Annotated in this window: 11 protein-coding genes, 1 tRNA gene and 1 other annotated feature; all 12 genes read left to right on the top strand. The window is 45.7% G+C overall.

Going from position 1 to position 13,951, the window contains the following annotated elements; translation table 11 throughout:
• The first annotated feature begins 15 nt into the window (after window positions 1–15).
• The 12 genes from RKD52_RS06200 (at window position 16) to tig (ending at window position 13,725) form a co-directional block, all read left to right on the top strand.
• Entirely contained in the window at window positions 16–528 is a 513-nt protein-coding gene (locus RKD52_RS06200; protein WP_454099063.1) for a metallophosphoesterase family protein, read from the top strand.
• 125 nt (window positions 529–653) lie between these two features.
• Window positions 654–729, top strand: a tRNA-Arg gene (locus tag RKD52_RS06205).
• Window positions 730–1,562: 833 nt separating this feature from the next.
• A complete protein-coding gene (gene ilvE / locus RKD52_RS06210) occupies window positions 1,563–2,468 on the top strand; it encodes a branched-chain-amino-acid transaminase (protein WP_369734689.1) in 906 nt (301 codons plus the stop codon).
• A 3-nt stretch (window positions 2,469–2,471) separates the two neighbouring features.
• Window positions 2,472–2,729, top strand: a binding site (T-box leader).
• Between the two features lie 154 nt (window positions 2,730–2,883).
• Window positions 2,884–4,602 carry an acetolactate synthase large subunit gene (gene ilvB / locus RKD52_RS06215; protein ID WP_454099064.1) on the top strand — a complete coding sequence of 573 codons (1,719 nt, stop codon included), beginning with the start codon at window positions 2,884–2,886 and terminating at the stop codon, window positions 4,600–4,602.
• Complete coding sequence (gene ilvN, locus RKD52_RS06220) at window positions 4,599–5,114, top strand: acetolactate synthase small subunit (protein ID WP_369734691.1); 516 nt, start codon at window positions 4,599–4,601, stop codon at window positions 5,112–5,114. Before ilvB ends, ilvN begins: the two co-directional genes overlap by 4 nt.
• Before the next feature lie 217 nt (window positions 5,115–5,331).
• Window positions 5,332–6,354: a ketol-acid reductoisomerase gene (gene ilvC / locus RKD52_RS06225; RefSeq protein WP_454099065.1), complete on the top strand. Its 1,023-nt coding sequence runs from the start codon at window positions 5,332–5,334 to the stop codon at window positions 6,352–6,354.
• The gene (locus RKD52_RS06230; protein ID WP_454099066.1) at window positions 6,341–7,885 is read left to right on the top strand and encodes a 2-isopropylmalate synthase; all 1,545 of its coding nucleotides are present in this window, start codon (window positions 6,341–6,343) and stop codon (window positions 7,883–7,885) included. The genes ilvC and RKD52_RS06230 overlap by 14 nt, the downstream gene beginning before the upstream one ends.
• 43 nt (window positions 7,886–7,928) lie before the next feature.
• Entirely contained in the window at window positions 7,929–9,041 is a 1,113-nt protein-coding gene (gene leuB / locus RKD52_RS06235) for a 3-isopropylmalate dehydrogenase (protein ID WP_454099067.1), read from the top strand.
• Between the two features lie 77 nt (window positions 9,042–9,118).
• Entirely contained in the window at window positions 9,119–10,558 is a 1,440-nt protein-coding gene (gene leuC / locus RKD52_RS06240; protein ID WP_454099068.1) for a 3-isopropylmalate dehydratase large subunit, read from the top strand.
• Window positions 10,530–11,117: a 3-isopropylmalate dehydratase small subunit gene (leuD, locus tag RKD52_RS06245; protein ID WP_454099069.1), complete on the top strand. Its 588-nt coding sequence runs from the start codon at window positions 10,530–10,532 to the stop codon at window positions 11,115–11,117. Before leuC ends, leuD begins: the two co-directional genes overlap by 29 nt.
• 71 nt (window positions 11,118–11,188) lie before the next feature.
• Window positions 11,189–12,196, top strand: coding sequence for a tetratricopeptide repeat protein (locus RKD52_RS06250; RefSeq protein ID WP_454099070.1), 1,008 nt, complete (start codon window positions 11,189–11,191; stop codon window positions 12,194–12,196).
• A 242-nt stretch (window positions 12,197–12,438) separates the two neighbouring features.
• The gene (tig, locus tag RKD52_RS06255) at window positions 12,439–13,725 is read left to right on the top strand and encodes a trigger factor (RefSeq protein ID WP_369734698.1); all 1,287 of its coding nucleotides are present in this window, start codon (window positions 12,439–12,441) and stop codon (window positions 13,723–13,725) included.
• Window positions 13,726–13,951: the final 226 nt, after the last annotated feature.

Raw genomic sequence — 13,951 nt, forward strand, 5'->3', positions numbered from 1 at the left:
AGGGAGTTTTGAGTCATGAAGGTTCTTATTATCAGCGACAGTCACGGGCTGACAGACGAGCTTCAGGAGATCAGAAACAGGCATGAATCCGAAACAGAAGCGATGTTTCACTGCGGCGATTCAGAACTGCCTGCCGATCACCCTTCTATGCAGGGCTTTGTATCAGTGCGGGGAAACTGCGATTATGAACAGAAATATGCGGAGGAACTGATTGAAGAAGCAGGCGGGTTCCGTTTTTTCATTGCGCATGGCCACATGCATAACGTGAAGTCCACTCTGATGAACTTGAAATATGCTGCTGAAGATCACGCTGCGAAGATTGTCTGTTTCGGGCATTCTCATATAGCAGGAGCAGAATTTGCAGACGGAGTCCTCTTCATTAATCCGGGCAGCATCAGGCTGCCGAGGATGCGCACCGAAAAAACATATGTTATATTAGAAATACAAAACGGGTCGGCAACTGTAACATTTTATCAGCAGGACGGAACGCCTGTAAAAGGCATGGCGCAGAGGTTTAAGCTGTCTTAAAAAGGAAAGGGGGAATTTTTTCCCTCTTTCAAAACTTTTTAGAAAAAGTTATTGACTTTATAGCTGATCGCACATATAATAAAAAATGTCGCTGATACATAATCGCGATTGTCACAAAAAAACATGTCCCAGTAGCTCAGTGGATAGAGCAACGGCCTTCTAAGCCGTTGGTCGGGAGTTCGAATCTCTCCTGGGACGCCATACTATATACATACAAACTTCTTTCTGAAAATGAAAGAAGTTTTTTTGTTTTTTTTCGTCACTGCATTTCGCTGATTTATCCGTAAAACACCAGTGGACTGCAGCGGAAGGCACTTGACTCCTTGTCGAGTTGCAGCGCCCAACTCCTCTGTCAGAACAAAATCACCCAAAAAGTCAAAAGCGGACTTTTCGGGTGATTTTTTATCTGACTGCCGGAGCAAAACGGGCGCTTCCGCTTTTCTACGGGATGAAGAGGACGAGGGAGATCCCGCAAGCGCAGCTGAGGAAGCTCCCGGTCCTCCCCGCGGAAAGCAAGTGACTGGAGCGAAAGGGAACGGGTACAGTTGCAAACATGCCATCTCTCATTTGTTCGAAAAATGTTCATAATTTTTCCTCTGGATCTTATCCATTTTAATCAAGAATCCGATTCCGGATCCACCCTCAAAAAGTTCCTTTTCCCCAGCTGAAATCACCCAAAACCCTGTCAGACAATCTCACAGAAAAAAACTTCAAAAAAAATTTTTCAAAAACACAATTCCCATAGTGACAGGCATGTAAGCGTATACAAATTAACAAACAAATCTAAATTATCTAACAATTCGAAAAAAGACGGTTGACACCGCTTTTTAATGGGCGTAAGATAGGCTCAAATATAAGTTACATGAACATGTGAGGTTCATTAAAAGAAAAACATAACAGGCCGTTTAGCTGCGGCAGCAAGATCACTTTATATCTTTTAAAAGAGTCCATAACTAACGTTATAAGGATTTTTTTTACACACTGGAATTCAGCTGATTAACGCGTTTAGACTTTAAAAGAAAGGTGTGCTCTTTATGGGTGACCAATGGATTTTTTTGAACAAGGAATTTGTAAGAAAAGAAGATGCGAAGATTTCGGTGTATGATCACGGATTCTTGTATGGAGACGGGATTTTCGAAGGAATCAGAGTCTACAGCGGCAACATCTTCCGTTTAAAAGAGCACATGAAAAGACTGTATGAATCAGCGAGATCCATTTTGCTCACTATGCCGTACACCCAGGAAGAACTGACAGACCTGACGGTAAAAACGGTCGAGAAAAACGGACTGGATGATGCTTATATCAGACTGGTAGTCTCAAGAGGAGTCGGAGATCTTGGGCTTGATCCATATAAATGCAAAGAGGCAAACGTCGTCATTATAGTAGAGCCGCTCTCAATCTTTCCTAAGCATCTTTATGAAACAGGAATTGATATTGTGACAGTCCCTACAAGAAGGAACCGTCCGGACGTTCTCAGTCCGAAAGTAAAATCACTCAATTATTTAAATAACGTTCTTGTAAAAATTGAAGCTCATCTGGCGAATGTAAGCGAAGCGCTCATGCTGAATGATCAGGGCTATGTCGCAGAAGGATCTGCAGACAATGTCTTTATCTATAAAAACAACAAACTTCTGACTCCGCCGGGGTACCTTGGCGCCCTTGAAGGAGTTACGCGAAACGTCATCATCGAAATCGCGGCAGAACTTGGCTATGATGTGCGGGAAGAACCATTTACCCGCCACGACGTGTATACAGCTGATGAGGTCTTCCTGACAGGAACAGCAGCAGAAGTCATTGCTGTTGTAAAGGTAGACGGCAGGGAGATTGGTGAAGGCAAGCCGGGCGAGCACACAAACCGCCTGCTTGAGCAATTCAGGAAAAAAGTCATTGAAGACGGCGTGAAAGTTGAAACAGGCAATTCAAGCTTAAGTGTAAGTTAATAAGTGAAAACTTTGAAGAGGATAAGTAGCTATGGAAACAAGGATCCACAGAGAGCCGGCGGCTGCTGAAAGCCGGTGTTCCCTTCCAGCGTGAACTCGCCTCTGAGTGCTGATTTGAAATGGAGTAGGATCAGCCGGGTGCTATTTTTCACACCACCCGTTACCAAAAGAAAGCTTTAAGCTTTCATAAGGTGGCCTGATTTTAGGTCATGAACAAGGGTGGTACCGCGAAAAGTGTTTTCAAACCTTTTCGCCCCTTTGACTCACAACTAGTGGGCAATATTGGGGCGGGAAGGTTTTTTATGTGGATTTTAAAGGCAAAAAGACCAGTATTTCGCTGGATAAAGCTCGATCAGTTCTTTTCGATCGAGCAGGGCTTTTTAGATGATAGCGGGAAAAAAGGAGGCAAAAATCGATGAATATGAAGGTACAATTGGACGCTGAATCTGCCAAGTGTACGAAAACGATGTCCGGTGCCATGATGATGATTGAAGCTCTTAAACGGGAAAAGACAGAGGTGATTTTCGGCTATCCCGGAGGAGCTGTCCTTCCGATTTACGACAAACTGTACAGCTCAGGCATGTTTCACGTTTTGACGAGACATGAACAGGGAGGCATTCATGCAGCAGAAGGCTATGCAAGGGTCTCAGGCAAACCCGGAGTCGTAATCGCCACCTCTGGACCGGGAGCTACAAACTTAATTACCGGACTCACAGACGCGATGATTGATTCCCTTCCGCTCGTTGTCTTTACCGGACAGGTTGCGACTTCTGTGATTGGAACCGATGCTTTTCAGGAAGCGGATATACTCGGAATTACAATGCCGATTACAAAGCACAACTTTCAAGTACGGGATGTCAACGACTTTCCCCGTATCATCAAAGAAGCATTTCATATTGCTACAACCGGCAGACCGGGACCAGTACTGATCGATGTGCCGAAAGATATCGCAGTAGCCGAAGGCATTTTCAACTATGACGAACCTGTACACCTGCCTGGATATCAGCCAAAGACAGAGCCGAATTACCTCCAGATCAGAAAGCTTGTAGAAGCTGTAAGCCGTGCTAAAAAACCAGTCATTCTCGCAGGTGCAGGTATTATTCACGCTAAAGGAAGCGACAAGCTAAAAGAATATGCAGAACAGCAGCAAATACCGGTTGCAAGCACCCTTCTCGGGCTTGGCAGTTTCCCGGCAGACCATCCGCTGTTCCTCGGAATGGCAGGGATGCATGGTACATATACCGCCAATATGGCGCTGTATGACTGCGATTTGCTGATCAGCGTGGGAGCGCGCTTTGACGACAGGGTGACAGGGAACTTAAACCACTTTGCAAAGAAGGCTGTTATTGCCCATATCGATATAGATCCAGCCGAAATCGGCAAGGTGGTCGAAACGCAGATTCCGGTTGTCGGGGATGCGAAGCTGGTTCTTGAACAGCTCATTCATCAAAACGGGAAAAGAAGCGAGCATGATGAGTGGTATACAGCTCTTCAAACAAACAAAAAGACGCTTCCTCTCTGGTATAAGCCTTCAGATGAAGAGCTGAAGCCGCAGCACATGATTGAACTGATCCATGAGTGGACAGATGGAGAAGCAATCGTAACCACTGATGTCGGACAGCATCAAATGTGGGCAGCGCAGTATTACCGGATGCAGCAGCCAAACAGGTGGGTCACATCCGGAGGGCTTGGAACAATGGGATTTGGACTTCCGGCGGCGATTGGAGCGCAGCTTGCTGAAAAGGATTCGACAGTAGTTGCTGTACTGGGTGACGGGGGATTCCAAATGACCCTACAGGAACTTTCTGTTATTCACGAACTGAACCTTCCTGTTAAGGTCATTATTTTAAACAACGGCGTGCTTGGAATGGTAAGACAGTGGCAGGAAATCTTCTATGAAGAAAGATATTCCCAGTCTGTCTTTCAATCACAGCCTGATTTCGTGAAACTTGCGGAAGCGTACGGCATGAAAGGACTGAATATTCAGACTGAGAGTGATTTCCCGGCCTTTAAAGAAGCGCTTAGTTCCAGAGAACCTGTCCTGATTTCCGTTAATGTAAGCCAGATGGAAAATGTGTATCCAATGATTGCACCAGGAAAAGGACTGCATGAAATGGTGGGTGTTAAGGCATGAAGCGAATATTAACATTAACCGTAAACAACCGGTCGGGCGTACTCAACAGAATTACCGGGCTGTTTACGAAAAGACACTATAACATTGAAAGCATCACAGTGGGGCACGCAGAGATTGAAGGCATATCCCGCATGACATTTGTCATCCATGTGGAAGACGAAAAAGAAGTAGAACAAATTACAAAACAGCTCAACAAGCAAATCGATGTGCTCAAGGTTCAGGACATTACCAATCAATCAATCGTTGCAAGAGAACTCGCGCTGATCAAAGTGATCGCTGCACCGGCAGTGAGAATGGAAGTGCAGGGAGTCATTGAACCATTCCGGGCATCCATCATAGATGTCAGCCGGGACAGCCTGGTCGTTCAAGTAACCGGAGAATCAGACAAAATAGAAGCCATCATCGATCTCCTCAGACCCTATGGAATCAAAGAAATAGCCAGAACCGGCACAACAGCGTTCCCAAGAGGAACACAGCGGCCGTCTAGTTCGAAAACATATTCAATTGTATAAAGAGAAGATGGCAATGAACGGTAACAGATTTGAGTGGACTGCAGCGGAAGGAACTTGACTCCTGCGGGATGAAGAGAACACGGGAGACCCCGCAAGCGCAGCGAGGAGGCTCCCGGGGCTCCCCGCGGAAAGCAAGTTCCTGGAGCGAAAGGGAACGGATGGAACGTATACAATTACAAATCAAATAAAAAATGGAAATTAAAAGGAGAGAATGAACATGGTAAAAGTTTATTATAACGGTGATGTAAATGAGGAAGTACTATCAGGCAAAAAGATCGCAGTAATCGGCTACGGCTCACAGGGCCATGCGCATGCACTGAACTTAAAGGACAGCGGAGCAGATGTTGTAGTAGGCGTCCGCAAAGGAAATTCCTTTAATAAAGCAGCATCAGACGGAGTAGAGGTAACAACCGTTAAAGAAGCTGCAGCACAGGCTGATGTCGTGATGGTGCTTCTGCCGGATGAGCAGCAGCAGAAAGTATACGAAGAAGAAATCAAAGATCAGCTTCAGCCGGGAAATGCGTTAGTTTTTGCACACGGATTTAATGTTCACTTTAATCAGATCGTTCCTCCGGAATTTGTTGACGTATTCCTTGTAGCTCCTAAGGGTCCGGGTCACCTTGTAAGAAGAACCTTTGAAGACGGTGCCGGTGTTCCAGCATTGTTTGCGGTCTATCAGGATGTAACTGGCCAGGCGAAAGATCTTGCTCTTGCATACGCAAAAGCAATCGGAGGAGCGCGTGCGGGAGTTCTTGAAACAACATTTAAAGAAGAAACCGAAACAGATCTATTTGGAGAACAGGCTGTTCTGTGCGGGGGACTCACATCCCTTGTGAAAGCAGGTTTTGAAACACTGGTGGAAGCGGGATATCAGCCGGAGCTTGCCTACTTCGAATGTCTGCACGAACTGAAGCTCATCGTAGACCTTATGTATGAAGACGGAATGGCGGGCATGAGATACTCCATCTCTGATACAGCCCAGTGGGGAGACTTTGTGTCAGGACCTAGAGTAGTAGATGCAAGAGTAAAAGAATCCATGAAAGAAGTGCTTAATGATATTCAATCAGGAAAATTTGCTAAAGACTGGATCATAGAAAATCAGGTCAACCGCCCGCAGTTCAATGCGATCAACAACAGAGAAAGCGAGCATCAGATTGAAACAGTCGGCAGAAAGCTGCGCGAAATGATGCCGTTTGTAAAACCTAAACGGAAAGAAGTGGTCGCCAGTGCGAAAAATTAACCTTTTTGATACAACACTGAGAGACGGGGAACAATCAGCCGGAGTGAACTTGAACGCAAAGGAAAAACTGCAGATTGCCCTTCAGCTTGAACGTCTTGGCGTTGATATTATGGAGGCCGGTTTCCCGGCTTCCTCAAAGGGTGATTTTTCAGCAGTGCAGGAGATTGCAAGAACGATTAAAAACTGCTCCGTTACAGGTCTTGCGCGTTCGGTCAAAACAGATATTGATGCTGCGTGGGAAGCTTTGAAGGACGGGGCGCATCCAAGGCTGCATGTGTTTTTGGCAACATCGCCGATTCACATGCAATACAAATTGAAACAGACTCCCGACCAGGTCATTGAGACAGCAGTTGAATCAGTTAAATACGCATCTAAATTCTTTCCGCTTATTCAGTGGTCTGCAGAGGATGCCTGCAGAAGCGAATTGCCGTTTCTGGCCAAAATTGTAGAGCGGGTCATCGCAGCGGGCGCAAATGTCATTAACATTCCAGACACGGTAGGCTATATTAACCCGAAAGAATACGGGGAAATCTTTCAGTACTTAAAATCTAATGTAAATGGCATAGAAAATGTTATTCTTTCCGCTCATTGCCACGATGACCTTGGAATGGCAACAGCCAACTCGCTTGCCGCCATCGAAAACGGGGCGGGACAGATCGAAGGAACGATCAACGGAATCGGAGAGCGGGCAGGAAATGCTTCACTTGAAGAAATCGGCGTTGCTCTTCACATCCGTTCAGATTATTTTGGCGCCAAAACAAACATGAAGCTTGATGAAATCAAAAAAACGAGTGACCTGGTCAGCAAATTGACCGGCATGATGATCCCTCCAAACAAAGCGGTTGTCGGGAAAAATGCATTCGCGCACGAATCCGGTATTCACCAGGACGGGGTCCTGAAAGAAAAAACAACCTATGAAATTATTTCTCCTGAACTCGTAGGGGTCGGATCAAATGCGATGGTACTCGGCAAACATTCAGGCCGCCACGCCTTCAAGAGCAAAGTGGCTGAGCTTGGCTTCAATGTAACAGAAGAAGAGACACATAAAATCTTTAAAACATTCAAAACCCTTTCTGAGAGAAAGAAAGAATTCACGGATGAGGATATTGCAGCACTTGTCATCGAGGAAAAAGTGGAAAAGAGCGAGGATATGTTTGAACTTGTATCCCTTCAGGTTCAGTACGGAACCTCACAAGTGCCGACTGCCACTGTGACTCTCAAAAACCAGGAGCAGGTCCTTGTACAGGAGGCTGCTACCGGAGGAGGAAGCGTAGAGGCGATTTACAATACGCTTGAGCGCTGCACCGGCTTTACGATCAAGCTTCTAGACTACCGGATCCAATCAAATTCGAGCGGCCGGGATGCTCTTGCCCAGGTTTTTGTCAGAGTTACCGTTGGCGGAGTGGAATCAAGCGGAAGGGGAATGGCGCAGGATGTTCTTGAGGCATCAGCAAAAGCCTACTTGAACGCTGTAAACCGGATTCTCATTCTGAATGCACAGGCTCAAGAACAATTAAAAGCGACTGTCTAATAGAAGAAAAACCAGATTAAAAATCATGAAGGAGGCAGAAAAAATGGAGAAGAAAATTGCATTATTGCCGGGAGACGGCATCGGATTAGAAGTGATGAACGGTGCTGTAGAGATTCTGAAGGCCATTGAAGAGCATTACTACCATCGTTTTCACTTTCAGTATGGACTGATCGGCGGGGCGGCAATTGATGAAACCAATTCTCCGCTTCCTGAACAAACGCTCAACATGTGCAAAGAGGCGGACGCAGTTCTGCTTGGATCTGTAGGAGGTCCGAAATGGGATCAGAATCCTTCGCATTTAAGGCCTGAAAGGGGGCTTCTGGCTCTCAGGAAGGAGCTTGATCTGTATGCGAATCTCCGTCCTGTGGAGACAGTAGAAAGCCTCCTTGATTCTTCCCCTTTGAAGCGGGAGTTTGTGGAAGGCGTCGACTTCATGATTGTAAGGGAGCTTACGGGCGGTCTTTACTTTGGAAAACCGAGCGAGCGCAAGGTTGATGGCGGTGAAGAGACGGTTGTTGATACCCTTTTTTATAAACGTGATGAGATGGTGCGGATCATTGAACAGGCATTTGAGCTTGCCCGGGGCAGGCAGAAAAAGGTGACGTCAGTTGATAAGGCCAATGTTTTAGAATCGAGCCGAATGTGGAGGGAAGTCGCTGAAGAGGTAGCTGCAAGGTATCCTGATGTTGAACTGCAGCACATGCTTGTCGATCATGCAGCCATGGCCCTCATTCATAATCCTAAACAGTTTGATGTCATCGTAACAGAGAACATGTTCGGCGACATTTTAAGTGACGAAGCTTCGATGCTGACGGGCTCGCTCGGCATGCTGCCATCCGCGAGCTTAAGCTCATCAGGCCTTCATCTGTATGAACCGGTCCATGGTTCTGCACCTGACATTGCAGGAGAAGATAAAGCAAATCCGGTGGCCATGATTTTATCAGCCGCGATGATGCTCAGACACTCCTTTGGCATGAATGAAGAGGCAGAAGCCGTTGAAAATGCCGTAAAACACGTGCTTGATTCAGGCAAGCGCACAGCAGACCTTGCGAAAAAAGGAGAAGCTCCTCTGACTACAACGGCTCTGGTTGAAGAAGTGAAAGCTGCTTTGGCGGACGACCACGCCATCTTTAACATTATGGAAGCTTACGCATAAAAAAACGGCGCTTTTCATTTCGATGAAAAGCGCCCCTCTTTTCCTTCTATATAAATACGTGCAGGGAGGTATCAGTCTTGAAAGCAAGAACAATCGTCGAAAAAATTTGGGATGATCACGTAGTATACAGAAAAGATCATCAGCCTGATCTATTATATATTGATTTGCACCTGATTCATGAAGTAACGTCTCCCCAGGCGTTTGAAGGCTTAAGACAAAACGGGAGAAAGGTGAGAAAGCCTGAAAACACCTTTGCTACAATGGATCATAACATTCCAACCGTCAACAGGTTTGAAATAAAAGACGAAACAGCGCGGCTTCAGGTGAGCGCCCTTGAAACAAACTGCAGAGAATTCGGCATCAGGCTTGCTGATCTTAACAGCTCAGATCAGGGAATTGTTCACGTCATCGGACCAGAGCTTGGCCTGACTCTGCCCGGCAAAACCATCGTATGCGGGGACAGCCATACATCAACACACGGAGCTTTCGGAGCTCTTGCATTCGGCATTGGAACGAGTGAAGTGGAACATGTCCTGGCCACTCAAACGCTTTGGCAGCAGAAGCCGAAAACATTAAATGTTCACATAAAGGGATCCCTGAAAAAAGGCGTGACGGCTAAAGATGTCATTCTCTCCATTATCGGTTCCTTCGGAGTGAGATTCGGCACAGGGTATGTGATCGAATTTACAGGTGAAGCCATTGAAAATATGTCGATGGATGAGAGAATGACGGTCTGCAACATGTCAATTGAAGCCGGCGCCAGAGCTGGACTGATTGCACCTGATGAAACAACGTTCAAATATATTGAGGGAAGAACTTACGCTCCAAAGGGAGAGGAATTTGAAGAAGCTGTTGCATACTGGCGCACACTCCACAGTGACCCGGGTGCGGAATATGATGATCAGATTATCGTTTTGGCATCTGACATTGCCCCGATGGTCACATGGGGAACAAATCCCGGAATGGCTGTGTCGATAGATGAGAGAGTGCCGAACACAGGCACGTTCTCAAAACAGGAGGAAAAACAGGAGGCAGAGCGGGCCTATTTCTATATGGGCCTAGAGCCGGATACAGCTATAAAAGAGATAGAAGTAGACTATGTCTTTATTGGCTCCTGCACAAACTCAAGACTCACAGACCTGCGTCAGGCGGCAGAAGTAATCAGAGGCCATAAAGTGAAACCTTCCGTAAGGGCAATCGTAGTTCCCGGTTCTCAAAATGTAAAGCTCCAGGCGGAAGCGGAAGGGCTTCACCATACTTTTAAAGAAGCAGGCTTTGAGTGGCGGGAATCAGGGTGCAGTATGTGCCTGAGCATGAATGATGATGTCGTGCCGGAAGGAAAGCGCTGTGCTTCTACCTCCAACCGGAACTTTGAAGGCCGTCAGGGAAAAGGGGCAAGAACGCACCTTGTCAGTCCTGCAATGGCTGCAGCAGCCGCGCTTAACGGGAAATTTGTTGATGTAAGAGAATGGATAGGAGGGGCTGCAAGTGGAAGCATTTCAAGTGCACAAGGGTAAAACGGCGGTACTGAACAGATCAAATGTGGACACCGATCAGATCATCCCCAAACAGTTTCTGAAACGAATTGAACGCACTGGATACGGACGCTTCGCATTTTTTGACTGGCGCTATACAAGCGATCAAACCGAAAATCCCCAATTTGAACTGAACAAGCCTGAGGCAAAGGGGGCAAGCGTTCTGATTGCAGGGGAGAACTTCGGATGTGGATCTTCAAGAGAGCATGCTCCGTGGGCGCTTTCAGACTTCGGCTTCAGAGTGATTATTGCGCCTTCTTTCGCCGATATTTTCCATCAGAACTGTCTGAAGAACGGTCTTCTTCCTATTAAAATAGAAGAAAAGATTCATCAGCAGCTGGTTGAAAAGGGAGCCTTCGAGTGTACGGTCGATCTGGAAAAGCAGGAAATCCGCGAAGGTGAAGACGTTCTTTGCCATTTTGACATTGATCCATACTGGAAAGACATGCTTTTAAACGGCCATGATGAAATTTCCCTCACCTTTATGTATGAAGAGCAGATTTCAAATTACGAAAACACAAGAAAAGCCTGGTTAAGATAATCCAGGCTTTTCTTGTGTTCTTCAAACTCCATTGGTACACTTGAAGGCAAATGCACAGCGGAGATGATTGAATGAGCGAGAAGAAACAGAGAAAAGTCATTCCATTCCCTAACTTAAGTGAGCGCTTAGTTGATAAAGGACTGGACGCTTTAAAAAATAAACAGTTCAAAGAGGCGCTGCCTCTCTTTTATGAAGTGCTTGAGCTTGGCGAGGACAGAGCGGAAATTCATCTTGGCATTGCGCTCTGTCTGATGGAGCTTGGCGATTTGGAAGAAGCAAAGACGGTCTGCAAAAAAATGCTTCATGAAGATATCGGGGACTATTTTACGGTCCTGCAGGTCTACTTGACCATCTTAATTCAGCTGAGACAGTACGAAGAAGTGCAGCAGACAATCGAGGCTGTCCTTCAGGAGAATCATCTTCCCCATGATCAGGCGGAGCATTTTTACAAGCTTCTTGATTTCAGCAGGAAAATGAATGAAGACGAAGGCTCCATTTTTGAAGAGGATGATGATGAAGGCGAACCCGGTGAACCTAAACTGCTTCTTGATACGATTAATCAGCAGGTAGCTTATGTGCAGTCGCTGAAGGACCGGAATGTATCAAGACATATGCAGAAGCTGCAGACGATTCTGAAGAATCCTGAAAGCCATCCTGTCGTACAGTCCATGATCCTCCATCTCCTCATGGAAAATGAGACAGCAAAAGAAGTGAAAGTTGCAAAATTCGGCCACATGATGGCGGTTGTTCCGTCAGAGCTCGAGGACTTATCCGAGATGCCTTTTACGAAAAAAGTGCTGAATGCCCTCGATGACATCCTCGGGCAGGAAAACCCGTCGCTGTATGAAGCGGTGAAAGAAATCTGGATCAGGCACCTGTATGTGCTGTTTCCATTTTTGCCCGAACCGTCAGAAGCAAGGCTCTGGGCCGCAGCCCTTCATTATACAGGCTATGAGATGCACGGGATCTCGGCACCTGCAGAAGAGGTATGTGATTCATATGATATCGCGCAAGATGAGCTTGTTCAGGCTGTGAAAAAAATTTATGAGATAGAAGAAATTTCTTATTTGCAAATCTAACGTATATGTTGAAAGGAATTTTTTCTATGTTATAATGAAATGGTTGTAAATTGATGATCAGCCGTACATGAGGGAACAGATCCCTGTGCGTGCAGACATCAGCCATACACTGGACGATTTAGTAAGTCATCTACATAGGGGTATAGCGGAGAATCTGTTTGTCAACAATGGACAGGTATCCTCTGTCAAAACCTAACCTAGATTATGTCACTATTTCAAATAGATTTTTTGGAGGGAAACTAATGTCTGCAAAATGGGAAAAGCTTGAGGGCAACCAAGGCGTTCTTACAGTAGAAGTTGAAGCTGAAAAGTTCGGCAAAGCCCTTGACGAAGCATTCAAAAAAGTATCAAAGCAAGTAAATATACCTGGATTCCGTAAAGGAAAAGTGCCTCGCGCAATGTTTGAACAGCGCTTTGGCATTGAATCACTTTACCAGGATGCGCTTGACATCCTTCTTCCTGAGGTTTATCCTCAAGCGGTTGAAGAAGCTGGAATCGACCCAATCGACCGTCCGGAAATCGACGTTGAGCAAATCGAAAAAGGCAAAAACCTTATTTTCACTGCTAAAGTTGTTGTAAAGCCTGAAGTAAAACTTGGCGAATACAAAGGCCTTGAAGTTGAAAAAATGGACGCATCTGTATCTGATGAAGATGTTGATGCAGAACTTAAAACACTTCAAGAGCGTCACGCAGAGCTAGTTGTGAAAGAAGAAGGCACTGTTGAAAACGGCGACACAGTTGTTATTGATTTCGAAGGATTCGCTGACGGCGAAGCATTCGAAGGCGGCACTGCTGAAAACTACACGCTTGAAATCGGCTCAGGTTCATTCATCCCTGGCTTTGAAGATCAGCTTGTAGGTTTGGAAGCTGGCGGCGAAAAGGATGTTGAAGTAACATTCCCTGAAGAATATCACGCTGAAAACCTTGCAGGAAAGCCTGCAACATTCAAAGTGAAGCTTCACGAAATCAAAGCGAAAGAACTTCCTGCTCTTGACGATGAGTTCGCTAAAGATGTGGACGAAGAAGTTGAAAGCCTTGAAGCTCTTAAAGCTAAAACAAGAACACGCCTAGAAGAAGCTAAAAAAGCAGAAGCTGAAAATACACTTCGCGACACACTTGTTGACAAAGCTTCTGACAATGCAGAAGTTGACATTCCTCAAGTGCTGATCGACAATGAAGTAAACCGCATGATGCAGGAGTTTGAACAGCGTCTTCAAGCTCAGGGCATGAACCTTGAACTTTACTTCCAGTTCTCAGGCCAGGATGAGGATGCACTTAAAGAACAAATGAAAGAAGATGCATCTAAACGCGTGAAGTACAATCTGACTCTTGAAGCAATCGCAAAAGCTGAAAACATCGAAGCTACTGATGAAGAAGTGGAAGCTGAAATTGCTAAGATGGCAGAAATGTACAACATGCCGGTTGAAAACATCAAGCAGGCTCTTGGATCACTTGAAGGACTGAAAGAAGATCTTAAAGTACGCAAAGCAATCGACTTCCTTGTTGAAAACAGCAAAGAAGCAGCTTAATAATGATAAAAAAGAAACAAGGCGCGAGTTCATTCGTGCCTTGTTTTGCAAAATAAAGAGCTATGAGGCCCTGCAGCGCAAATCGATGTGCTCGGCCGGATTTATTTTTCCGCTCTTTGGGTACTATATAATTACTGCATGCTACATACATATAGAGGTAAGAAATGAACTCATTTTTTACCCCAGCAAGGATTTTGGCCGGGAAGAGCGAATACTATAATATACT

It is taken from the genome of Metabacillus sp. SLBN-84 (genome assembly GCF_053629595.1).